The 21706-nt window shown below is 60.6% G+C and carries 25 protein-coding genes; 10 read left to right on the top strand and 15 right to left on the bottom strand.

All coding sequences use genetic code 11. The features are described from left to right. Positions 1-162 precede the first annotated feature (162 nt). Complete coding sequence (locus AM571_RS05955) at positions 163-639, bottom strand: YcgN family cysteine cluster protein (RefSeq protein WP_074060623.1); 477 nt, start codon at positions 637-639, stop codon at positions 163-165. 183 nt (positions 640-822) lie between these two features. On the opposite strand from AM571_RS05955, the gene AM571_RS05950 reads away from it, so the two are divergent. Then, positions 823-2961, top strand: a complete 2139-nt coding sequence (locus AM571_RS05950) for a transglycosylase domain-containing protein (RefSeq protein ID WP_074060622.1) — start codon at positions 823-825, stop codon at positions 2959-2961. A gap of 98 nt (positions 2962-3059) precedes the next feature. Here AM571_RS05950 and AM571_RS36090 read toward each other — a convergent pair whose 3' ends face one another. Then, positions 3060-3200: a hypothetical protein gene (locus AM571_RS36090; protein WP_155774413.1), complete on the bottom strand. Its 141-nt coding sequence runs from the start codon at positions 3198-3200 to the stop codon at positions 3060-3062. A 3-nt stretch (positions 3201-3203) separates the two neighbouring features. Here AM571_RS36090 and AM571_RS05945 point away from each other — a divergent pair, with 3 nt between their 5' ends. Then, a complete protein-coding gene (locus AM571_RS05945; protein WP_074060621.1) occupies positions 3204-3791 on the top strand; it encodes a DUF1214 domain-containing protein in 588 nt (195 codons plus the stop codon). After that, positions 3784-4335, top strand: a complete 552-nt coding sequence (locus AM571_RS05940) for a DUF1254 domain-containing protein (RefSeq protein WP_074060620.1) — start codon at positions 3784-3786, stop codon at positions 4333-4335. The genes AM571_RS05945 and AM571_RS05940 overlap by 8 nt, the downstream gene beginning before the upstream one ends. Before the next feature lie 9 nt (positions 4336-4344). Here AM571_RS05940 and AM571_RS05935 read toward each other — a convergent pair whose 3' ends face one another. Then, positions 4345-4524, bottom strand: a complete 180-nt coding sequence (locus tag AM571_RS05935) for a hypothetical protein (protein WP_074060619.1) — start codon at positions 4522-4524, stop codon at positions 4345-4347. 521 nt (positions 4525-5045) lie between these two features. Here AM571_RS05935 and AM571_RS05930 point away from each other — a divergent pair. Further along, on the top strand, positions 5046-5252 hold the full coding sequence (locus AM571_RS05930) for a hypothetical protein (RefSeq protein WP_074063092.1): 207 nt from the start codon (positions 5046-5048) through the stop codon (positions 5250-5252). A gap of 230 nt (positions 5253-5482) precedes the next feature. Further along, positions 5483-6523, top strand: a complete 1041-nt coding sequence (locus AM571_RS05925; protein ID WP_074060618.1) for a DUF2336 domain-containing protein — start codon at positions 5483-5485, stop codon at positions 6521-6523. A 4-nt stretch (positions 6524-6527) separates the two neighbouring features. Here the strand turns inward: AM571_RS05925 and AM571_RS05920 are convergent, their stop codons facing one another. The 3 genes from AM571_RS05920 to AM571_RS05910 all read right to left on the bottom strand — a co-directional run bounded on the left by AM571_RS05920 (position 6528) and on the right by AM571_RS05910 (position 9050). Next, complete coding sequence (locus tag AM571_RS05920; RefSeq protein WP_074060617.1) at positions 6528-6884, bottom strand: DUF1491 family protein; 357 nt, start codon at positions 6882-6884, stop codon at positions 6528-6530. 37 nt (positions 6885-6921) lie between these two features. Beyond that, a complete protein-coding gene (locus AM571_RS05915; RefSeq protein WP_074060616.1) occupies positions 6922-8358 on the bottom strand; it encodes a methyl-accepting chemotaxis protein in 1437 nt (478 codons plus the stop codon). A 74-nt stretch (positions 8359-8432) separates the two neighbouring features. Continuing rightward, entirely contained in the window at positions 8433-9050 is a 618-nt protein-coding gene (locus AM571_RS05910; RefSeq protein WP_074060615.1) for a TetR/AcrR family transcriptional regulator, read from the bottom strand. 320 nt (positions 9051-9370) lie between these two features. On the opposite strand from AM571_RS05910, the gene AM571_RS05905 reads away from it, so the two are divergent. After that, a complete protein-coding gene (locus AM571_RS05905) occupies positions 9371-9949 on the top strand; it encodes a TetR/AcrR family transcriptional regulator (RefSeq protein WP_074060614.1) in 579 nt (192 codons plus the stop codon). Positions 9950-10034: 85 nt separating this feature from the next. Here AM571_RS05905 and AM571_RS05900 read toward each other — a convergent pair whose 3' ends face one another. The 3 genes from AM571_RS05900 to AM571_RS05890 form a co-directional block, all read right to left on the bottom strand. Beyond that, positions 10035-11132, bottom strand: a complete 1098-nt coding sequence (locus AM571_RS05900; protein ID WP_074060613.1) for a porin — start codon at positions 11130-11132, stop codon at positions 10035-10037. A gap of 331 nt (positions 11133-11463) precedes the next feature. Further along, the gene (locus AM571_RS05895; RefSeq protein ID WP_155774412.1) at positions 11464-12240 is read right to left on the bottom strand and encodes a hypothetical protein; all 777 of its coding nucleotides are present in this window, start codon (positions 12238-12240) and stop codon (positions 11464-11466) included. Positions 12241-12626: 386 nt separating this feature from the next. Beyond that, complete coding sequence (locus AM571_RS05890; RefSeq protein ID WP_074060611.1) at positions 12627-13265, bottom strand: class I SAM-dependent methyltransferase; 639 nt, start codon at positions 13263-13265, stop codon at positions 12627-12629. 163 nt (positions 13266-13428) lie between these two features. Here AM571_RS05890 and AM571_RS05885 point away from each other — a divergent pair, with 163 nt between their 5' ends. Together AM571_RS05885 and AM571_RS05880 are read left to right on the top strand one after the other, a co-directional pair. Continuing rightward, on the top strand, positions 13429-14769 hold the full coding sequence (locus AM571_RS05885; protein WP_074060610.1) for a calcium-binding protein: 1341 nt from the start codon (positions 13429-13431) through the stop codon (positions 14767-14769). A gap of 212 nt (positions 14770-14981) precedes the next feature. Beyond that, on the top strand, positions 14982-15947 hold the full coding sequence (locus AM571_RS05880) for a hypothetical protein (RefSeq protein ID WP_074060609.1): 966 nt from the start codon (positions 14982-14984) through the stop codon (positions 15945-15947). A gap of 83 nt (positions 15948-16030) precedes the next feature. On the opposite strand, the gene AM571_RS37280 is transcribed toward AM571_RS05880, so the two are convergent. From AM571_RS37280 to AM571_RS05865, 3 genes are all read right to left on the bottom strand, one after another. Beyond that, entirely contained in the window at positions 16031-16267 is a 237-nt protein-coding gene (locus AM571_RS37280) for a hypothetical protein (RefSeq protein ID WP_074060608.1), read from the bottom strand. A gap of 178 nt (positions 16268-16445) precedes the next feature. Then, on the bottom strand, positions 16446-17375 hold the full coding sequence (locus AM571_RS05870; RefSeq protein ID WP_074060607.1) for a peptidoglycan-binding protein: 930 nt from the start codon (positions 17373-17375) through the stop codon (positions 16446-16448). Next, positions 17347-18888: a sensor histidine kinase gene (locus AM571_RS05865; RefSeq protein ID WP_074060606.1), complete on the bottom strand. Its 1542-nt coding sequence runs from the start codon at positions 18886-18888 to the stop codon at positions 17347-17349. Before AM571_RS05865 ends, AM571_RS05870 begins: the two co-directional genes overlap by 29 nt. Before the next feature lie 452 nt (positions 18889-19340). On the opposite strand from AM571_RS05865, the gene AM571_RS05860 reads away from it, so the two are divergent. Further along, entirely contained in the window at positions 19341-19832 is a 492-nt protein-coding gene (locus AM571_RS05860; protein ID WP_074060605.1) for a DUF5330 domain-containing protein, read from the top strand. A gap of 399 nt (positions 19833-20231) precedes the next feature. Further along, positions 20232-20654, top strand: coding sequence for a SufE family protein (locus tag AM571_RS05850; RefSeq protein WP_074060603.1), 423 nt, complete (start codon positions 20232-20234; stop codon positions 20652-20654). A gap of 7 nt (positions 20655-20661) precedes the next feature. Here the strand turns inward: AM571_RS05850 and AM571_RS05845 are convergent, their stop codons facing one another. The 3 genes from AM571_RS05845 to AM571_RS05835 are packed head-to-tail and all read right to left on the bottom strand — an operon-like array spanning position 20662 to position 21566. Beyond that, complete coding sequence (locus AM571_RS05845; RefSeq protein ID WP_074060602.1) at positions 20662-21018, bottom strand: hypothetical protein; 357 nt, start codon at positions 21016-21018, stop codon at positions 20662-20664. 3 nt (positions 21019-21021) lie between these two features. Next, positions 21022-21258: a hypothetical protein gene (locus AM571_RS05840; protein ID WP_074060601.1), complete on the bottom strand. Its 237-nt coding sequence runs from the start codon at positions 21256-21258 to the stop codon at positions 21022-21024. 2 nt (positions 21259-21260) lie between these two features. After that, positions 21261-21566, bottom strand: a complete 306-nt coding sequence (locus AM571_RS05835) for a hypothetical protein (protein ID WP_074060600.1) — start codon at positions 21564-21566, stop codon at positions 21261-21263. Positions 21567-21706 lie beyond the last annotated feature (140 nt).

Raw genomic sequence — 21706 nt, 5'->3', positions numbered from 1 at the left:
GCGCCCGGTCGCCTAAGTGTCGCCCGCCGCGCCGAATTCCACGGTCATCCAGGGTCCGGCACTGCGCGTTCCGCCGGCAGCGAGTGCCGCCTTTCCCTTGAGTCGGCTGCCACTTCCCGCCCTGCGCCTTCGAAAGCGTCGCGCGGCCGCTTGAGCCGGGATCTATCTTTTCGCCCGCTCGCCGTCGCCCACCGTCAGCGGCCAGTCGACGATATAATCTTCCAGGTCGCCTGGATCTACCTCCGTCTCGCTGATCGTCCGCCCGCGAGCGGAAATGCCAGCCAGGTGCACTGTTTCCGGGTCGCCGGAAACCAGCCGATGCCACCAGTAAAGATCGCGCCCCTCGTTCACCAGACGGTAGCCACAGGTCGGTGGCAACCAGGCGATCTCCTGCACGTTCGCCTTCGTCAGCTGCACGCAGTCCGGCACGAAATCCCGCCGCTTCTCGTAGTTCGAACAACGGCAAGTTTGGCCGTCAAGGAGCCTGCAGGCAACGGAGGTGAAATAGACGTCCCCCGAATCCCACTCCTCCAGCTTGTTGAGGCAACAGAGCCCACAGCCGTCGCAGAGGCTTTCCCATTCCTCTTGGTTCATTTCGTTCAGCGTTTTCCGCTTCCAGAAGGGTCGTTCGTTCGTCATTCGTTTTCTTGCAACAGCGTCCGCAAATCCGCGTGAGCCGCCTTCAATTCTCTTGTTATCGGGCGCCAAATCAATCAATCATTGAGCATGCTTCGTTTATCGAAAAGCGCAATGCCGAAGGATGGCTGTGCTCTGACGCCTGGCTGGCCAGCCGTCAAGCGCGATCAGGCGGGAATATAGAACGTGCAGGATCCGGACAATCCAGAAGAGCGCCCGCGCAGAAGCCGGCACATCCTGCTGAAGATCGATTCATGGATCGATTCCACCCTCTGGAACGCCGGGTTCCGCTCCGCCGAAATCTGGGAAGACGCCACCATTTTTTTCCGCCGTTTCCGCGTGCGCGGCTGGAAGCGCTTTGTCTTCGAACTGAGCGGCGAAGCGCTGACGCTCGGCGCTGCCGGATCCGTTCTGATGCTCCTCCTTGCCCAGCCTGCCTTCGAGGCTACCAAGGAAGATTGGCGCAATCGCGGCGATTTCGCCGTCACCTTCACCGACCGCTACGGCAATGTCATCGGCCACCGCGGTGTCATCCATCAGAATTCAGTGCCCATCGACGAATTGCCGGATTCGCTGATCAAGGCGGTGCTCGCCACCGAGGACCGCCGCTTCTTCGACCATTTCGGCATTGATTTCATCGGCCTGTTCCGCGCCATGAGCGAAAATGCCCGCGCCGGCGAAGTCGTCCAGGGCGGCTCGACCCTGACGCAGCAGCTTGCCAAGAACCTTTTCTTGTCGAACGAGCGCTCGATCGATCGCAAGATCACCGAAGCCTTCCTGGCGCTCTGGCTCGAAGCCAACCTGTCGAAGAAGGAGATCCTGTCCACCTATCTCGACCGCGCCTATATGGGCGGCGGCACCTTCGGTGCGGCGGCAGCCTCGCAGTTCTACTTCGGCAAGAACATCACCGATGTGAACCTCGCAGAATCGGCAATGCTTGCCGGCCTTTTCAAGGCGCCGGCAAAGTATGCGCCCCACGTCAATTTGCCCGCGGCGCGCGCCCGCGCCAACGAAGTGCTTACCAATATCGTGCAGAGCGGATTGATGACCGAGGGCCAGGTGATTGCCGCCCGTCGCAGTCCGGCCACGATCGTCGACCGCAACGAGCAGGAATCGCCCGATTTCTTCCTCGACTGGGCCTTCGAGGAGGTCCAACGTCTTGCCGCCCGCTTCCACCAGCATTCACTGATCGTGCGCACCACGATCGACATGGGTATCCAGAAGGCGGCGGAAGATGCCGTCGAAACGTCGCTGCGAGAATATGGCGAGTCCTTTAACGCCAAGCAGGGTGCGATGGTGATGCTTGAAAACGGCGGTGCGGTGCGCGCCATGGTCGGAGGGCGGGACTATGGCGAAAGCCAGTTCAACCGCGCGACGCGGGCGCTGCGCCAGCCGGGCTCTTCCTTCAAGGTCTATACCTATGCAGTGGCGATGGAAAGCGGCATGACCCCGCAGACGACCATCGTCGATGCGCCGATCTATTGGGGCAACTGGAGCCCGCACAACTATGCGAACCGCTATGCCGGGCGCGTCACGCTCGAAACAGCGATCGCCCAATCGATCAACACGATCCCGGTGCGGCTCGCCAAGGACAAGCTCGGCATCCAGCCGATCCGCGCAATGGCCAAGGCGATGGGCATCGAATCGCCGGTGCGCGACGACGTGACGATCCCGATTGGAACCTCGGAAGTCACCGTTCTCGATCAGGCGACGGCTTATGCGGTGTTTCCGGCAGGCGGCTATCAGTCACGTCGCCATGGAATCGCGCAGATCCTCGATTACGGCGGCGACGTGCTTTACGATTTCGATCGCGACGAGCCGCCGGCAAAGCGCGTGCTGTCGGAAAAGGCCGATTTTTACATGAACCAGATGCTGACCCGCATCCCCTATTTCGGCACCGCCCGCAAGGCAGCACTCGACAACGGCATCCTGACCGGCGGCAAGACCGGCACGACACAGGCCTATCGCGACGCCTGGTTCGTCGGCTTCACCGGCAACTACACCTGCGCCGTCTGGTTCGGCAATGACGACTACACCTCGACGAACAACATGACCGGCGGCTCGCTTCCCGCCATGACCTTCAAGCGCGCCATGGATTACGCCCACCAGGGCATCGTGCTGCGCCCCATTCCCGGCGTCGAAAACCCAGCGCCGCCGGCCAAGGACACCGCCAAGACCGCCGCCGCCAAACCCGAAGACAGCATCCCGCAGCTCATCCGTCCCCGCATGCTCTCGGTGGAATCGACCAGGATCCTCAAGGACCTCGGCGAAAAGCTGAAATCCGCCCCGCCGCTCGAAGCGCAGAAGGTGGCGAGCGCAGGTTAGGTCTTCTGCAAGGCTGTGGGTCGATGCGTGTTTCACCCCACCCACCTCCTGCGCTCGCAACAGTTCGCCTGCACCAAATTGAGCTTCCATCGCCGGGGTCATTCGTTGGCTTCCCCTGGATGCGGATCGGGCAGCAACTCCCTATCCTCCACCGCGTTTTCAGCCGCGGCCGCGCCCGCGCCATTCCACACCGCCGCAATCAATGCTAACCCTTTCACCTGATTTGTTTCCAAGGGCATGCAGTGTTTCGATTCCCGCTTTTTATCGCGATCACGCTGATTGTCGCTTTCGGCGGCGGGATCGTTGTTTCGCTCTATGCGCTGGACGCAACGCAAGGGTTTGGCGCCATCAAGCTCGGCGCCTGGGAGGCCTTTCCCGAATTGCAGACGGCAAATGCCGATCCTTACGCGAAGTCCCACCGCGCCCGCGCCGGCAAGCTGCTTTATGGCAGCGCCGAGGGGCTGGCATTCACGGCAAGCGTCGACGACAGCGGCGAGCGATTGAACGCGGCCTGCAGCTACCGCATCAGCGGCCAGACGCCGCCTGCCCGCCTGTGGACGCTGTTTACCTCCGACAACAGCGGCAATCCCGCCTCCATCCGTCCCGGGCTGCCCGCGGCGCTGAACTCCTGGACAATCCTGCGCCGAGCCGACAGCAGCTTCACGATCGACATCTCCGCCAATGCACGAGCGGGCAACTGGCTGGCACTTCCCGCCGCCGGCACGTTCCGGCTGGTGCTGACGCTGTTCGACACGCCGACTGCCGGCAGTTCGGGGGTGATCGATCTCGCGATGCCGAGGCTTTCGAAAATCGGATGCGGCAATGCTTAGGCTGATTTTCTCAGTCCTGACCGGCCTCTTCGGCGCCGCATTGCTCCATCTCGTCATCATTCTCGCGCTGCCGCACTACACCGGCAAAGACGCCCAGACGCGGGTGCTTGCTGAGGGTGATCCGAACCGTTTCTATCTGCTGTCGGCACACAACGACGATGCGGGGCTGGCAAACAGCGATCCTTTCCTTCGTACCGCCGTCTGCGCCTTCGATCTGGAAGACAACCCCGTCCGCTTCACGGCAAAAGGCAACGTGCCGTTCTGGTCGATCGCCGTCTATGACGGCGCCTCCAACGAAGTCTTCAGCATGAATGACAGGACATCTGTGGGGGGAGCGCTGGATGTACTCGTCGCCACGCCGATCCAGCTTACCGGCTTGCGAAAATCCCTGCCGGCGGAATTGCAGCCGACGATTCTTGTCGAGATGAGCCACCCGCAAGGCTATGCTGTGCTAAGAACGCTTGCCCCACAGGCAAGCTTCGACGAGGCAGCCAGAAGCTTCCTCGCGGGCGCCGGCTGTGAGGCCTATGCACCCGCCGACTGAGGCTTGGCCTCATTCGTTCTCCACGCGGCTCTCCACACGCGATGCGTGCTGCGCCGGGCGCTTCGGCATCTCTGGGAGGCGCTCGTAACGCACTCCCGTAAACAGCAGAATCTGAGCCTTGACAGGCTCCTTTTCCTTGCGGCGTGGCGCCTGTGGCCGCCGGTCCGCCAATGCGACTACTATGGCCATTCTCGTCTCCATGCACTGCCCGAGACGGATGAACGTAAGCGGATTTCACCCTGCCCGCCTGCACGGGCCAGCGCGTCCTGCGGCACCGGATATCCCGGACCGAGGGCATTCGCGCCTTTCTCACGGCACCTATTCGAAATACCGTGAAGCGGAATCTTGACGACCGAAGCACTCAATCGCGCCGTTCCTATCCGAATTGAGACACACGATAGTTAACAGTTTACTAATATTGCACGCTCGCGGCGTCTGCACGACACCGGTTACTAAACGCGGTTAGCAGCCGTTTGGTTTCAATCGAACGGAATCAAAACGACAAATAAAATTTCCCAATCATTTCATATGCTTACTTTCACCACTCGACGAAGCCACGCGAAAGCACGACTGTTGCATATTTGCGCCACGAGAAATATTAATTGCAGCCGCGCCATTTGCGCGTATCGTGTTTTTGCCGGTCGAGGTTTCAGGGCAACGGCCGGGTGGAAGACCAGATATGCTCTTGCCGCAACAACGGAGGGCAGATGATGTCTTTGATGTTGAACTCGTCATATTCTCCGGAAGATATCGATGTGCTGAGATTCGCATTGGACGCTTGGTGCGCGGAAAAGCGGATCGATATCAAAAGCCCCGAAGCGCAATTTGCCGCCTCTACTGCGCTCGATCTTTACCAGGCTGGCCATAGCGATAGCGAAAAGCTCTTGACGGCCATGCGTTCGCACAAGCGCCTTTGAGCTGCAATCCAAGCAATGCCTTGAGCGCCCTGCCTCTGCAAGGGCGCTTGTTCATCGCGCCGGCAGTCCCTTCGCATTGCACGTCCTGCGTGTATCATCAGATCGCATTTGATTAAATTCTTCAGCAACCGTTAACCGTGCCGCTGTAGGATTTGTTCATCTTCGCATGGGTTGATGTGCGTTCCGCCAGCGCATGAGGACCCGAGTTCCGCGTTTCCCAGGGTGTTCGTGTGCGTGACCGGTTTCGAGACCTAGAGCGGCCTTTGGCCATCCGGAAAAAGGATGTGGTATTGATGGCGACAGTCAGCAGCTTCGAAGGATTGGCGCACCCAACCCGATCCGAGCTGCGACAGTTCGCCGAACTGTTCATGCCGCTTTTTCAGGCCTCTTCCGAAGAAGCGCGCCGCCAGGCGGTTGCCGCACTTTCCCAGTGCAAGACGATACCGCCGGCCGTTGCCCTCTTCATCGGCAGCCAGCCGATTGCAATCGCCGCGCCGTTCCTGACGGCCTCGCGGGCGATCGACGATGACACCTTGGTCATCATCGCCCGATCGCAGGGAACCGCCCACGCCCGGGCGATCGTCAGCCGCGACAGCCTTTCGCCGAAGGTCATCGATGCGCTCGTGGCGCTTCGTCAGGCCGAGCCGCGCCAGACTGCGCCTGCCGCCGTCGCCGACATACCGGCAGAAACGCTTGCCCTCCCGCCGAGCGCTGCCGCAATGGACGCGACCGATTTCAGCGAGCGCCTCGCCAAAGAAGAGGCGATGCGCGAAAGGATCAAGGGGCTGGCACGACATCTCGGACGCAATGACGCCAACCGCCTCGGTCTGCGCACGCTGTCCAAGATCCAAGAGGCGCTGCTCGTGCGCTTTGCCCGCGAACGGCAGGCCGGGTCCTTCGCAACGGCGCTTGCCGATGCGCTTTCGGCCAGCCGCTGGCTTGCCGAGCGCATCATGCTCGATATCTCCGGCCAGCAGCTCGCAACGACACTGACCAGCCTCGGCATGGGCTTTCTCGATGCCGTCTTCGTACTGGAGAGATTGTACCCGCACCTTGCCGAGGCCCAGCATAACGTCACCCGCGCCTGGATGGTGCTGGATGCGCTCGATCCGGAGGAATGCCATCACCGGGTCGAAGCCTGGCGTCGCGCCGACAGCTACACCTACGGTCCGCAAGACCAGGCGCCGGCGGAGCAGGCCGCCGCTCCCGTCCCGCCGGCCGTGCGCCAGGTGCCGCCGGCACGCCACATCCGCATCGTCGGCCGCCGGTAAACTCTTAGAGAGGGTTCTTCCGCTCGTCGACAAGCGGCACGATCTCCGCGACGTCGTCGGCTTCGAGCTCGACAATCCAGAGATCCGGATCGAATTTCCGCTCGCGGTCGAGCAGTTCGCGCACCGTCTCGGCCTCCACCTTGTCAAGCCTGATCTCGAAAAGACGCATGCCGCTCTCCTCCTCGTCGAAGAAGCTCTGCGGGGCAGGCGCGTAGAGCGTTTCGCGCCCGTCGCGGAAAAGCTGGCGGATGAAGACGGCACCCGCTTCCTGCGCCCCCTTCTTCTCGACAGCGGCGAAATTTCCCCTGGCGAAAACGCGGCGCACGAGGGCGGAAACGAAGATGTCGGTGCGCAATCTCATGGGCGCGGTATAGACCGGCGGAGTGCGGGCGGCAACGCTAGACCTTTACCGCCAGCCTCAGTCCGCCCCAATGCCGCCCGCAGACGGTGATCGGCGCGGAAATGTCCTTCATCATCACGAAATTGCCGCCGCCCATGTCGCGGCGATAGGTCTGCACGAGGAAAGGTGCCGTGCTTTTTCCCGCTGCAAGGCCGACGCGGTCGTTGAAGATGCGCCGGTTGCGGCAGTTGGCGGTGTTCCACACCGTATCGCCGGGCCGTTGGGGTTCGGAGAATCTCCGGTTGTGCGTCGGCAGGTAGCCGTTCTCGTCGACCGCCGCGCAAAAGGCAATGCGCTCGTCGCAGGCTGCGACGGGCTCTTGAATCGGCGGCAGCAGGCGGTCGGTGAGCTCCGTGAATGCCGCCATGAGCTGCACCGGATCGGTTCCCGGGATCGGCCGGTACTGCCGGTTGAACAACGCCTCGAGGCCGATGCGCCCTTCGGCGAGGGCATGTTCGAAAACATCGGAAATCGCGGCGGCCACCCCTTGCGCCTTGGCGATCCAGAGGCTGTCTGCCGTTTGCACACCGGCGCTCGCGGTCAACTGCACCAGTTTCTCGGAAAGGCCGACGACGCTGTCGACGCGCTTTGCGGCATGCTGGAGCTTCACGTTGGAATTCAGCACTTCGGCCGACATCTCGCCGAGCTTGGCGACAAAACCGGCGCATTGCTGGTCGACGGCCTCGGTCGTCCTTGCCATGACCGTCGAGCTGTCGAGGATGCGGGTGATCACATGCTCCATCTTGCCGAATGCGCCGCGCATTGCCTCGGACTTGTCCTTGGCGCCGGCAGCACTTTCGCGCGCACCGCTGCCTGCCGCCGACAGACGGTCGATCCTGATGCGCAGCTCGTCCAGCGTTTCCTGGATCGAGCCAGTGGCCTTGGAGGTCTGCAGCGATAGTGCCCGGATTTCCGAGGCGACGACGGCAAAGCCCTTGCCCGCCTCGCCGGCGCGCGCCGCCTCGATTGCGGCGTTGAGTGCCAGAAGGTTCGTCTGCCGCGCGATCGTGCTGATTTCTGCGGCAACCTTGTCGACATCGGCAAGCGATTTGGAGAAGGTATTGATCTCGGCGCTGATCTCCTCGGAGGACTCCACCATATGGCCGATCTCTTCGACCGAGCCCGACAGACGGCCGGCCGATTCCTTCAGCATGTGCCGGGCCTCCGCTGCCGTCCGGTCCGTCTCGTTGAGCGACACGGCAACTGCCCGGTTCGTCTCGGCGATCGAAAGGGCTGTCCGCGTCACATGGTCGAACGCCGTCGCATGGCGCGCCGACATCGCCGCCATATCCTGGATGGCGCCGGCGATATCGACGAGATCGATGCCGAGCGTGGATGCCTCTTCGGCGAGTTTGGAAAGGACATGCCGCAATGCCACCGCGCTGTGTCCAGCCGGCTCATCGGCAACCCCCTCCACCGTCTTCAGCGCATACATGACCCCGGCTCCCCCAAGCAAATTGGGAAAGCTTCGGGTAATATGGTTAATAAGTTGCAAACACAGGCGACGGCTTAGACTTGGGTTGTAGGGCAATGCCCGATTCGGGTCAAAGTGTCCTGGTTCTTGCGCTCAGCATGCGCCTTTCTGGTGGTTGCCAGAAGCTCGGACCTCAGCTTCTCTGGATCGGTGATCCTGATCTTATAGAGATGGGCGAGCCAGATGCCGTCGGCAGCAAGGCGCGCGATCCTCAAATGCGTATCGCCATCCGTCTCGTTGTGGCGCCGCGCCCTTTCCTCGGTCCAGCTTGCCATGAGGTCGCGCAGATACGGATCCGTCAGCGCCGAAATCGTCAGCGGCGCCCACTGGCCGCCCTTGGTGCAGAGATTGTTTTGGAAGACCGAGTCGATGTAGGCGCGCGTGAACGAGCCATAGGGCTCGGGGTCATTGGCCATGCGGGCATCGATATCGTCATCGATCGCTTCGAGAAGTTCAGCGAAGACGGCGTCGATCAGGTCCTTCTTGCTCGGAAAATGATGGATGAAGCCGCCCTTGGTCACGCCCGCTGCGTCGGACACGGCCTGAACGGTCACAGAGGCAAGCCCTTCCCGCACGGCAAGTTTTGCCGCTTCATCGATCAGGGTCCGCTTGACCAGCTCCGGCTGTTTCCTGCGCCTGTATGAACTTTCCATCGTCTTGTCTCTTGCCCCCCGGCACGCAATCAGCGCACGCAATCAGAGCGTGCGGCGCGATGGCTGTTGTGTGTGTCGCACAAAATAACATCTGTATTGCTTCGGGCAAATTCTTTTGAGAAGTTCGAGATCGTAACGCAGCGGTGACAATGCGTGAGCTGGGCGTGAGGGCGGCGCCTGCGAGGTCCGGACGACCTGTACCCGCCAGCCCGGTTCATGTATCAGTCGAGAGCCGGGCGGAAAGAAATCATAAGCGATGAGGGATCGTGCGTTCAAAAACTGGGGAAAATGTAAAGAGGCCGCGCGGGCGTCCTAAAAGCGTGGACACCGATCAGCGACGGGATGAGATAATCGCCGTGGGATGCGATGTCTTTATCGAATACGGATACATCAACACGACGGTTGATTTGCTAGCGGCCCGATGCGGCATTTCCAAAAGAACCTTCTACGAGTTCTTCAATGGAAAAGCTGACCTTCTGGGCGATGTACTGAAATCCCGAAGCCAATCCATTTTCCTCGTCCCGGAAACCGAAGACCTTCCGCTGGTGGAACAGCTCGCCGGCATCTTCTTTATCGGTGAAGACGATTCGGCAGACGCGGCCGCCATGAAGCACTACTTCATGCTCGAGGTCGGCTGGGAAGCGGCGGAGCAGGTTGCGCAATTGCGGGACGATTTCAGCCTCGCACGTGCAGACCTCGCCGAATGGCTCAGGCAGATGAAGCAGAAGGGCCGCATAACGGTTGATGACGCAGACGCTGCAGCCACCATGCTGGTCGGCATCGTCTTCGGAAGCCTGAGCATCGGCCGGGCGGAAATGGACCTGGAAGAACGCGCGAAACGGACTCGGGCCTATCTTCGTTCGAGCCTCAGGATTTTCGCCAATGGACTGACTGCCTGAAAGTGAAGAAGAGCCCGGCTGGGATACCGGGCTCTTCCCTCGAAACTGATCAGAGGTCTATTCGGATCAGTTTTATAGCGTTTGACTAGAAGTCGCGCTGAAGGCGGAAGAAGCCTTCGACCCAGTCCTGATCGGCCGCATTGTCGTGATCGTCCGAAACATAGGTTGCAGTGAGCTTTGTGGAAAGATTTTCCACGACCTCGTAATCGAGCGTAACGCCGGCGCGCAACTCGCTGCCGCTGTCCCAGCTGCCACTTGCGTCGGCATCGATGTTGTCGATGTACTGGACAGCCGGTGTGACCGTGAACTTGTCGGTGGCCTTGAGCGCGTACTGGGCAGCCACGGACCATTCGCCGGCATCGTAATAGCCGTTGAAGCCCTGATCGCCGAGACCGGTCGAATAGATACCGGCAACAGAGAGCGTTCCCGGGCCAACGTCAACACCGACCTTTGCAAGTACCGCACCTTCCTGGGCGTCGGTATCGTAAGCGCCGATGATCGCATAGGTGAAGCCGCCGAGCTTGCCACCGATGGAACCGTCGATGCCGAGGTTGTTGGCATTGCCGCCCTCTGTCTGGACCAGTTCTTCGAGAGCAATACCGGCATAGAAGTCGCCAGCGTCGTACTGATAGCGGATGGAATTCTGCTTTGTCGAACCATCGAGAGTCGTCATGACATCGGTTTCACCCGAAAAGTCATCATCCCACCAGTTGGCGAACTTACCAACACGGAAGCCGGCGAGATCGATGTAAGCTTCGTCGATGCCGGTGCTGTCTTGAGAACTGCCGAACGTCGACGATGCCCCAGCCGAACGAGCGTCGCTGTCAACTTCGTTCGGGCGGAAATTGGATTCAAGAATGATCGCACTCGTAAGAACGCCATATTCCGTATCGCTCTTTGCGATGACGTTGATGTGCGCACGCGTGCGGGCATCCCAGTCCTCAGAACCGTTGTTCTTCAATGCGTCGCCAGCACCGAAGCCAACGTCGAAACGGATGTACCCGCCGATCTGGAGGCAGGTTTCGGTGCCCGGGATGTAGAAGTAGCCGGTGCCGTAGGCGTCGCAGACCCGGACGTACTCGACCGGTTCCGGTTCGGCAGCGACGATGGCGTCGGCGGCCTGAGCACCGGAAACTACTGCGAGGGCAGCAGCGGAGCCGAGAAGAAGGCTCTTAATGTTCATTTTTGTCTCCGTTCCAGAGGCCAACCGCCAAGGTTGGCTCTTGCTAGCGCGATGGATGCGGTCCCCTGAAATTTCAGTCCGCCAGGAGTTGCCGGGGCAATTTGCTGCGGCAACGCAACCTTTAGAACAGGCGATGCGCCAGCCCGTCAATTATTTAATAAACGCCTTCGTACCCAAATTAATTTCCAACCAATTCACGTTGTATTTTTGCCACAATCGCGCGGAACGAACAGGATTTAGACGTCAATATCGCCCTGCCCCGCACAAGCTGACGAGGCCTCTGCACGGGTCGTGAACAGCAGCCAGTCGGGCGCCGTGCAGGCCCATCCGGTCAGGCGGCCTCTTTGCAGCGGCAACCTCTCACGAAGAGGTGGATGCACCCTTTGAGATAGCCAATAAGGCTCGATCTGTCCGGCAAGCCGCCACCTGCGGTCAACCGGGATGCCATTCCTCCAAACATCATCGAGATGAGCATCATTGCCGCATGGTCCGGGTCTTCGATGTCAAGCACGCGCTTTGCATCCTGAAACGACAGCCAGTCGGCCAGCTGCGCTATCGCTCTTTGCCCGTTGCAGTCCTGCGCTTCTCGCTGCAATTTCGACCCGGGGGGATAGAGCGCGCTGATGCATCCCTTGATCTTTCGCTCGACTTCGGCCGGGTCGGCTTGGTCAAGATGGAAGATCACCATCAGGACATCTTCAGGAACCCGCGTTTCATCAAGCGGACGAGGAAGCTGAAGGAGTCTTCGTGGCGGTGCCACGCGAGAAGTGCTCCACTGAAGAGCGAAGCCCGTGATGTAATTTCGTGCTCGTGAGTTCAACGATCGGGTGATCGAGGCGAACCGGGAAATGTCGGAGTAGACAACCTCGAAAGTGAGGTCCTTTGCCCCTCGAAGGAGCCGAAAAGTCTGATCGCCCCCCAGGTGAAACTCAGCCACGCTCGATTTGGCTATTGCCGGATAGAGCGAGGAGAAATGGTCGAAAAGAACCTTGTAAAGCCGCGGGTTGTCCGCGCTGCTCAGGGAGGCGATTGATTTATACATGACGCGATCAGAAATGTTTGTTTCGGATAGGGCGCTGCCGGAATCTTGAAACAACATTCGGGCCATCCCGGCAGGCAAAAATCTTTGACCTGGCCGACCATGGGCCGTCGGCCAACAGTATCGAATAAAGATACCATACGGCTGGTATCTTTCAAGCGTAGCCGACCACGGTCTCGAAACGCAACTCTTCGCCAACCAGCGGCCGATGACAATCAGGATTACATTTCGATATTGCCCTAACGAATTTCAAGGCCCCTGCAGGCATTGTCGTTGCAAATTTCCACGGTGCGAACACCGGTACGTCACCGCCAGATCGTTGGTTCCTTTCAGGCTTCGAAGCTCCCCTCACCTGGCTTCACACGGAAGACGGAAGGAGACGCGACAACGCGCCGCAACACCTCGATCGATGGGACGGCGATGGCAGAGCCGGCCGTGCCGGCGTTTCGGATCGATCAGGCAAATGGTCGCGCGCCAGCGACCTTCTCGAAAGTGCAGAACTGGAATTGCTGCACCGATCCCCATGGCGTCGTGTGTTCATGCCGGCACGTTGCGGCAAGCTTGAAGCCGCTGCCGAGAACCGCCTGCAGACCTTGCGCATCGTAGCGGGCGACCGGCAGGCCGCTGCATCTTTCCGGTCCGTCGGGCGCAAAGGTGCCGATCACGGCTTTGCCGCCATTCTTGAGAGCCTGCCACAACACCCGGACATAGGCCTCTTGGTCGGCCGCCTCCGTCAGGAAGTGAAAGGCGGCGCGATCGTGCCAGAGATCATACTGGCGACCCGGCGTCCAGGCGGTGATGTCCGATATGATCCACTCGACACGCGTTGCATCCATCAGTCGCGACTTAGCCGTCTCGATGGCCGCGGCAGACAGATCGAGGACGCTGATATGGGCCTGGCCCGATGCCACAAGTGCATCGACCAGCCGCGAGGTTCCGCCGCCGATGTCGATCACGGACATTTCCGGCGTCAGCCCGGCTTGACGCAGAAGGACCATCGAGAGCTCCGGCGTCTCCTCGTACCAACTGACTTCGCTGTCCGCCTTGGTCGTGTAGACAGTCTGCCAGTGGGCTTGCCGGTCACTTGTGGACATAACCCACTCCTTGTTGAGGAAGAAAGTTTACCAGATTTCCAGCAAGCGTGCCGAAGGAAGCGCCAAACCCATTACGAAGCTTGATCGGCCCGCATCCCAGCCTATCCTTGCCTGTCCGTGAAGGTGTCCGCAGTGCCGTTTCCCTGCAACGAAGGAAAACACGATGCCCACTTTGAGCAATGGCAGTGAGCTTGCCGTATGGGAAGACATCAACAACGAGAGCCCCGATGCGATACTTTTCAGCATAACGGAAACGGACGGCGACGTCCTCGGACCGGGGGGCGCACATACGGATTATCCGTTTGGCTGGGTCGATCTTGCCTCGGTCGACGTGTTCGACGGCTTCTTTACCGTCACCACCTTTACCAATGACGGCAGGACTGAGATCTTCACGACTGTGGAAACTATCGTCTTCGACAATGAAGGCCGCTATATCCGCACGCTTTCGGACCAGGCAGCCTATCTTTCGACCGAGATTGTCTCCGTCGCTGCCGAAAGCCCCGACGACATAGTGGTGACATGGCAGGGCGCCAACGAATATTTCGGCGGCGAAAACACCCAGTACGGTCCGCATCAGATCATCCTGGAAGGCGGCGCGCTGCAGTCCGACACCTTCGTCAACCATCAGCCCAGCGCCGCCGACATGAGCTTCACGCTTTCGCCGGGCCAATCGCTAGACGACATCGAGTTCAGCGCGACGGATGCCGATTTCGACCTGTTGAGCTTCGTCGTCGTGGACGGACCGGACCACGGCACGCTGCAGCAGGAGACGCGATATGAAGCAGGCTATTACCCGTTCCACCAGGGCCAGTATGCGGGCAGCCTGCACTATCACCAGGACTACCTTAACGGCAACCTCTTCGACTATTCTCCATCGGCCGGCTTCACCGGCACCGACAGTTTCACGGTTTATGCCACAGACGGCCAGGGCAACAGCAGTCTGGCGACGATCACCATCATGATCGGGCCGCCGGCCGAAGAGGTCGCGCTCACCGATGCGAAAGACGTCGCCAGCTATGAGGCCTACGATCACCCGGTTCTCGTTGCCGCGATGGGCGGCAATGACCAGATCACCGGCAGCGCGTTCGACGATACCGTTGATGGCGGCGCTGGCAAGGACCGCCTGCGCGGCGGCAGCGGCAACGACACTCTCAACGGCGGAACCGGCCACGACAGGATCTATGGCGGGGCGGGCGGCGACATATTCGTTTTCGACAGCGAACCCGGCCCGGCGAACTGCGACAAAATCCTCGACTTCAGCTCCGCTGACGACGTCTTCAGGCTGGACAGCTCCGTTTTCGTCGGAGTTGCGGCGGGCGCGCTCGACACCGATGCCTTCGCCAAGGGCAGAGCCGCGCTGGATGAGGACGACCACATCATCTACGATACATGCTCCGGCCGCCTGTTCTTCGATGCAGACGGGAGCGGCGATGCGGCAGCGGTGGCCTTTGCGGCCGTGAGCCGTGGCACATCACTTGTAGCCGACGACTTCCACTTCTTCTAGGCGAGAATTTTTGCCCACTTACACATGGGTGTAGCTTCCTGTCCGGGATGGCTCGACCAATGTTTGAGATTAACTCAATTGATTCAATTTGTTATAAAAATTTTTAGCGGGCGGCAGTTCCCATGTTGCATTGCATCATGATCCAAAACCTTCTACCATGTGGCGAGGCCGCGGGCAACGCCATGGAAACCATGTTCGAATAAGGATGTCAGATGTTTGATACTCCCAAATCTCGGCCGAAAGACCTCGAAGCCATTGCCCGCACAGGCGGGGCCTTTCGCCGCATGGCAGCGCGCGTACCAACCTATTTGACCGACTTCAAGGAAAATCCCGCCTGGCTGCCGATGTTCCTGCTGGCGCGCACGATGCCTTTCCGCCGCGCCCATTGGCTGACCGCCAGACCAGCTCCGTCTTCGCCAACGGCAGCACCGTCAATGTTTGGCGGGATCAAGGCGGACAAAGCAGCCGCGGAACTGCGAAGAAATGGCATCTTCACCGGCCTCACTTTGCCGCCAGCCGTCCATGAGGAAATCGCCCGTTTTGCACGCGAGACCCCGTGTTTCGGTAATTTCGAGCGCAAGATCGAGTTTCTTGCCGCAGAGCATGCCGAAGCCGAACGCCGCTTCGGGCGCACGATATTGAGCGGCCATCATTTCGAGCGGGTTTTGCAATGCAAGGCAGCGGTCGCCGTGCAGCAAGACCCGTTGCTTCTCGATATCGCCCGGCATTATCTCGGCGGCGAGGCAAAGTTGATCACCACGCGAACATGGTGGAGTTTCCCGACGACGTCTGCCTCGGAAGCCGATCTCAGCCGCGCCTCGTTCAAGTTCCACTTCGATCTCGACGACTGGCGGATGCTGAAATTCTTCTTCTATCTTTCCGACGTCGACGCAGATGCCGGTCCGCATGTCTATGTCCAAGGCAGCCACAACCGTCGCCGGATGAAGCATCAGTTGACGCTGCTTGTCGGGCATCCGGCCGAAGACGTGCTTGGCTTCTACGGCAAGGAGAGCGCGCTCACGCTGATGGGAAAGGCAGGCACCGGCTTTGTCGAGGATCCATTCGGATTCCATATGGGAACGCTCGCCAAGCATACGCCGCGCCTGATGATGGAAGTCGGATTCGGCGTGTCGAAGCCGTCAAAGCGCCGTTATCACGGCGAGCCGGTGATCAGATAACGGTCCCCGGATGTTCTGTACCCGGCACGCCTGGACCGGCCTCGGCTGATTGGATGCGCTTTCAAGTGCGGCCGCCGCTGCGGTCAGGCCTCCGGACAACCGTCCCGCAATTTACGCCATGTGGTGACGTTCAGCTCCATCTCGCAGCGCGCGAGATAAGACGCCCCGCCCACCCTGATGCAGACAGTCTGGCCAAGCTCGTACTTCGTGCCATCCCGATTGCGGCAGGTGCAGCGAGATTCAGGGTGCGCCGCAGCGACGCTCGCTGCGGCCACGGCCAATGATAGCGTTGCAATCAATCTGGCGTGCTGGCGTTCCATAGACCGAGCATAGCGCAAATGTTCTCGCTTGGCACGAAGCAAGGTGGCTCATTGCCTGAACGGCAGCTTCAGCAACCATCGAACCTTGCCGGGCATGACCTCGGCCCCCAGGCGGCTCAGGGCGCCGGACGGATTTTATCGCTTCAAGTTGCGCTTCCGGCGCGAAAGATGCCTCGCCTTAGATCGCCCCGATTTCCTTCAACTTCTTCAACACCGCCTCGTTGGGCTCACCGGTTTCGGGCAGGTTGTAATGCTTCTGGAAGCGGCGGATGGCGGTTCGGGTCTGTTCGCCGGCGACACCGTCGACGCCGACATTTGCATAGGCCATGTTGGAAAGGCCCTTCTGGATTTTCAGTACCAGATCGACATTGGTGAGCTCGGATGATGGAACCTGCTTCGGGGCGGAAGGCGCGGTCTTGATCTGCTTTTCGGCGCTGCGGATGGCGGCAGCCACCGGATCCTCGGTCGAGGCTTTCGAAGTCACGTCCTCGCGCGGTTTCTCGGCGGGGACGGCCGAAGTGCCGATGGAATCGGTCTTCAGCGCGGCAAGCACGTCCACCGTCGCATCGCCGCTCTGCGGCATGCCGACGGTTTCCTGGAAAAAGAGGATGGCCGCGCTGGTGCGCGGGCCGATGATGCCGTCGGCCGCGCCGTTATAGAGGCCGCGGCGGATGAGCTCCTTCTGGATGTCCATGACGAGCTGGCTAGGCTCTTGGCCGGGTGCTGCGGCCGGCGGCGTCGCGTTGGTGGTCGTTGCAGCGCCATCATCGCCCGGACGTTCGATCTTGAAAGTCGTGACATCGCCTGGATGCGGCTCTTCTACGGCCGGACGGCCGATCGAGAAGGGCGCTAGCACGTCGCGGGTGCGGAAGAAGGGATGCGGATGCGTGCCCGGCTGATACCAGAGCGCATTGGCGGCGACGAAGCTGAAGATGACGATAAAGGCTGTGGTGCCGCCTGCGACCGAGGGATTGCGCGCAATGACGCCGCCCAGCGCGGATGCGCCGGTCATGCCCAAGCCGCCGAGCGCGGCAGCTCCTGTAAGAAGCAGGCTCGGCTGCTGCCGGCCTCTCCTTCCCTTAGGCAATTTTCGCTTGCGCGCGGCCATCGAAAAGCCCCTCTTTTAGTCCGGCGACATTCGTCGTCGCAATTTTCAGGCGCGGCGGGAAATCGAGTGCCCCGGCCTTTTCCGCATGCGCGCCACCGGCGCCGGAACCATCCGCCGCGATCGAAATGGTGATGACCGTGCCTTCGCCGGGAATGCTGGCAATCGCGAAATGTCCGCCATGCAGCGCCACGAGGCCCTTCACCAGCGACAGGCCAAGGCCTGTGCCCTCGTAATGACGTGTATAATCGTTCTGCACCTGCATGAAGGGCTGGCCGAGCGATTCAAGCCTGTCGGCGGGAATGCCGATGCCGGTGTCGGCGACGCTGATCTGCAGGATGCCGTCGCGCACCGCCGCATCGACGGTGATGGCACCGCCGGCATCGGTGAACTTCACGGCATTGCCGACGAGATTGATGAGGATCTGCTGGATGGCGCGCTGGTCGGCGACGACCTCGTCGAGGCCGCGCTGGATGCGGCTCGTCAACGTCACGCCCTTGCCCTTGGCCTGTAGCGCAAGCATCGCCTCGCAGGAACGGACCGAGGCGGCGATATCGAACGGTTCGAGCACAAGCTCATAGCGGCCGGCCTCGATCTTGCTCATGTCGAGCATGGTATTGACGACGGAAAGCAGGTGCGCGCCGGACTCGCGTACCAGCGTCACGTATTCGCGCTGGCGCTCATTGTCGAACTTGCCGAAATATTCGCCGAGCAGGATATCGGAGAAGCCGAGGATGGCGTTCAGCGGCGTGCGCAGCTCGTGGCTGACGGCGGCGAGGAAGCGCGACTTGGCATCGTTGGCGGATTCGGCATCGGCCGCCCGGCTTTGGGCTTCCATGCGCAGCTCCTGTTCGACCGAGACGTCGCGGAGCTGGGCGACGACGGCCACGAGCTCGCCGTCCTCATCGCGCCGCGCCGTCATGTCCATCCTGAGATGGGCGAACTGGCGAAGATCACGGGAAACGCAGGGGCGGTCGATGCGAAGGTCGACGCTGGCACGCTCATCGCCCTGGCGCAGCCGGTCGAGCGCCTGCAGGACGAAGATGCGGTCGGAGACATGCACCTGCTCTATGAAGCCCCTGCCCTTCGGATCGCGCATCCAGGCGAGGAACTCGAAGCAGTCGCGGCCACCGGCCGTGGTAACGTTGCCTTGCGGATCGAGGAAGAGGACGAGGCCGGCGCTGTTTTGCATGAAGAAGTCTTCCGCCGGTGCCGCAGCGGCGGCCGAAACGACAGCGCTCTGGCGGGCAAGCGCTATGCTGCCGACGGCTGAAAAGAGAAAGGCAGCGCAGACGGTCGCGACACCTGCGGGCAGAGCCACGGCCGGGCTGGTGACGAAGGAGAGGCCGGCAGGCGCTGCAATCAAGGCCGCGGAAGAGAGGAAAACCAGGCGGCGCAGGATCGCAAGCTCGCGCTCGGCAACAGCTTCACCGCTTCCTGCGCGGGAAAGCCAGCCTGCCGCTGCCCGGTCCACCAGGGCTGCCGCCCGTCCGCCAATGTTACTCAATACGCGCACACGATACCCGCCGAAAGGCTCTTTACACAGTGCGGACAATAGGCCCCGGCCGCTTAAGGAAAGGATAAGGCAAAGCGGCTCTCCACAGCCCAAAAGCTGTAAAAATCCCATTTTGAGCCATCCGCAGGACCCTTTGGTCTTTGTGGTTAATAGCGGGTAAGCGATGGATTTCGCTCACATTTCGGACTTGCGTTAACCTTTGTGGCACGCAGCACTCAGCAAATAGCCGCTTTTCCAGGCAGCCGTCTGCGCTATGCTTAACCCCGATGGCTGCAATTTGACTGAAATGCGGTCGGAATGCCTTTATTTAAAATTCGAACTAAATTTGCCGCAAATGCCGTCAAGTTTCGAAAAGTGGCATTCGCATTTCCCCGCTAGGGTGGAAGCACACCGGAAGACCGGGCCTGATTCGGCGAAAAGACCGGACGGGAAAAACAGGATGGGCAACGACAATGTGGTTTCTGATCAAAGGATCGTTCTGGTTCGGCCTCGTACTGGTCCTCTTGCCGCTCTTCAGCTCGGAAAGCTCGACGCGGCTTGCCAACGACCCGCAAATCCAGTTTTTCGACGCCTTCACCGCCGCAAGCGGCGCCTATGATTATCTCACCGGCATGTGCAACGAGAAGCCGGAGGTCTGCGCCAAGGGCGCAGAAACACTCACCGCCCTCGGCTACCGGGCCCGCGAAGGCGCCCGCGTCGCTTACGAGCTGCTGGACGGCCAGTTCTCGGACGACAAGGCACCGGCTCCAAAGCTTGCCGAGGCGACACCGGCCGCACCGCTTGCCGAGGCTCCCGTTGCAGCCTCTGCTCCTCTTGCAAAGGAGCAGAGGGCTGCCGCACTGAACCAGCCGATGCCCTACCGCCCCCCGGTGGAGGACGAATCGGTTTCCGACAAGGTCGTAACGGGCGCCATTCCGTTGCCGACACCGAAGCCGGTCCTATAAAAAATCCGCGGAGTTCTTTCGCCCAAGCTTGCACAGGCGATCCCCGTCGATACGGAGATCCCCCGTGCCTGACGTGCCTGCCCTGTTTGATTTCAGCATTTTTTGCTGCGCCGTGAGGATGCCCATCCTTCACGGCGTTTTTTTCTGCATTCCAGGGATAGGCATACTGGCCACGGAGGCCGCCCTTGATCTTGAGGCGGTCGCCGTTTCGGATCGGTGGGCGACGCCAACGGCTTGTCTCCAAGGTCGGGGGTTTGTGTTTAGCGACCTCGCTTTGCCACAGCGCTGATCGCTATCCACCCTCCTCATTGGATCTGCCTAATATCGGGTTTTTCTTTTTAATGGTTCAAAAGCAGCGGCAGTTCACCTATATCACTCACAATAGTGAAAGGGCCGCTTATGGCATCTCTCGAAGAGATCATCGACGACTTCTCCTTCCTCGACGACTGGGAGGATCGCTACCGCTATGTCATCGAGCTCGGCAAGGGGCTGCCGGACCTGCCGGACGACAAGAAGACGTCTGCCAACAAGGTGATGGGCTGCGCCAGCCAGGTCTGGCTCGTGACGCATCCCCAGGGCAATCCTGAAAATCCGGTGCTGATCTTCGAGGGCGATTCGGACGCGCATATCGTGCGTGGCCTCGTCGCCATCGTGCTCGCCACCTATTCCGGCAAGAAGGCCTCGGAAATTGCAGGCCTCGATGCCTTCGATATCTTCTCCAAGATTGGCCTGGTCGAGAACCTGTCGTCGCAGCGCTCCAACGGGCTGAGGTCCATGGTGAACCGCATCCGGGAAGAAGCGCGGGTGAGAGTGGCGGCTTAAGCGCCTCTCATTCGTTCGGCAACAGGCTCGTCTCGCGTGGAAACAGCCTGATCAAGTGCGTCCGCTCCATCTGCAGGCGTGAACGGCCGGACATGATGTTCTCTTCGAGACACAAGGTGATGTCGCTCGCCAGAGCCTCAGGGATCTCGATGCCTCCGGCCTTGAGGAGCCGATGCTCCATGGCCGAAAGGGAGCCAACGGCACCGTTGCAGCCGTCCGCGGAAAGTTTCGCCAGCCGTGTTCGGCGCTCGGCGGCATCGGCGGTTCGAACGCGCTCCCGCTCCTGATAGGCAGCGACCTGTCCCCATCCCAGATAAAGCGCCGCGGCAGTGCAAAAGAATGTGATGAGAAGACCGCTGCGCATGCGTCAGGCCTCCCGAGCGGCGTTGCTGTTGGCCGCAACCGGCGTCTCGTGGGTGCAGGCTGCGACATGCATGACGTAGCGCTCGGCGGCGTCAGCAAGAGCCAGCGCAACCTCGCTCTGCAGCCACCCCGCGTTTTCGGCTTCGATCGCAATCTGCATCGCCAGACGGTCGAAGACGCAGGCGCACTCGTTCGTCCGCCGGGCATCGTCGATGTCGAAGTTGGGGGGCCTTATGTCCATGTTCAGTGAACGATCCCGGAAACGGATGACGGAAGGCCTTGAATGGCAAAACGGTGAAACGGCGCAACAGTGGGAGGCATGGCGACCGTACGCTTTGCCTTGCCGAAGTGGCGGTCAAGTCCACTTGCAAGTTCGGCTGGCAACGTCGTGCCCTCCTGGAACAACTGGATGAGCAGCAGTGCCGCGGCATTGAAAGTCCGAGGCTGATCGAAAAGCATATCGCCGGTATAGCCTGCATCGCTCAGCACCTGCTGCAGCATGCCAAGTTCATCGCTTGTCAGGTTTTTCATGGTGACGTCGGAAGACATGCAGTCCTCCTTTCGGTCGGGGCTAGGGCATGGTCGCCCTCAAACAGCAGCGCCCGTAAAAATGGCTGCTGGAGGCCGGAGAGTGCGCTTTCAGAAAATACAAAGCAAACGATATCTTTTGCATTCCCCCATATCGTCAC

Origin of the sequence: Rhizobium etli 8C-3 (genome assembly GCF_001908375.1) — a bacterium.
Lineage (GTDB): Bacteria > Pseudomonadota > Alphaproteobacteria > Rhizobiales > Rhizobiaceae > Rhizobium > Rhizobium etli_B.
Note: the sequence above shows the minus strand (reverse complement) of the source record. Positions and strands in the feature narration are given on the sequence as shown.

Coding starts and splice junctions, on each gene's coding strand:
- AM571_RS05870 (WP_074060607.1), bottom strand. CDS start 17,375: ATGGCCGCGCGCAAGCGAAAATTGCCTAAGGGAAGGAGAGGCCGGCAG.
- AM571_RS05890 (WP_074060611.1), bottom strand. CDS start 13,265: ATGTCCACAAGTGACCGGCAAGCCCACTGGCAGACTGTCTACACGACC.
- AM571_RS05920 (WP_074060617.1), bottom strand. CDS start 6,884: ATGAGATTGCGCACCGACATCTTCGTTTCCGCCCTCGTGCGCCGCGTT.
- AM571_RS05955 (WP_074060623.1), bottom strand. CDS start 639: ATGACGAACGAACGACCCTTCTGGAAGCGGAAAACGCTGAACGAAATG.
- AM571_RS05910 (WP_074060615.1), bottom strand. CDS start 9,050: ATGGAAAGTTCATACAGGCGCAGGAAACAGCCGGAGCTGGTCAAGCGG.
- AM571_RS05860 (WP_074060605.1), top strand. CDS start 19,341: ATGTGGTTTCTGATCAAAGGATCGTTCTGGTTCGGCCTCGTACTGGTC.
- AM571_RS05935 (WP_074060619.1), bottom strand. CDS start 4,524: ATGGCCATAGTAGTCGCATTGGCGGACCGGCGGCCACAGGCGCCACGC.
- AM571_RS05900 (WP_074060613.1), bottom strand. CDS start 11,132: ATGAACATTAAGAGCCTTCTTCTCGGCTCCGCTGCTGCCCTCGCAGTA.
- AM571_RS05880 (WP_074060609.1), top strand. CDS start 14,982: ATGTTTGATACTCCCAAATCTCGGCCGAAAGACCTCGAAGCCATTGCC.
- AM571_RS05850 (WP_074060603.1), top strand. CDS start 20,232: ATGGCATCTCTCGAAGAGATCATCGACGACTTCTCCTTCCTCGACGAC.
- AM571_RS05840 (WP_074060601.1), bottom strand. CDS start 21,258: ATGGACATAAGGCCCCCCAACTTCGACATCGACGATGCCCGGCGGACG.
- AM571_RS05895 (WP_155774412.1), bottom strand. CDS start 12,240: ATGGCCCGAATGTTGTTTCAAGATTCCGGCAGCGCCCTATCCGAAACA.
- AM571_RS36090 (WP_155774413.1), bottom strand. CDS start 3,200: ATGCCCTTGGAAACAAATCAGGTGAAAGGGTTAGCATTGATTGCGGCG.
- AM571_RS37280 (WP_074060608.1), bottom strand. CDS start 16,267: ATGGAACGCCAGCACGCCAGATTGATTGCAACGCTATCATTGGCCGTG.
- AM571_RS05845 (WP_074060602.1), bottom strand. CDS start 21,018: ATGCGCAGCGGTCTTCTCATCACATTCTTTTGCACTGCCGCGGCGCTT.
- AM571_RS05930 (WP_074063092.1), top strand. CDS start 5,046: ATGTCTTTGATGTTGAACTCGTCATATTCTCCGGAAGATATCGATGTG.
- AM571_RS05835 (WP_074060600.1), bottom strand. CDS start 21,566: ATGTCTTCCGACGTCACCATGAAAAACCTGACAAGCGATGAACTTGGC.
- AM571_RS05915 (WP_074060616.1), bottom strand. CDS start 8,358: ATGTATGCGCTGAAGACGGTGGAGGGGGTTGCCGATGAGCCGGCTGGA.
- AM571_RS05940 (WP_074060620.1), top strand. CDS start 3,784: ATGCTTAGGCTGATTTTCTCAGTCCTGACCGGCCTCTTCGGCGCCGCA.
- AM571_RS05885 (WP_074060610.1), top strand. CDS start 13,429: ATGCCCACTTTGAGCAATGGCAGTGAGCTTGCCGTATGGGAAGACATC.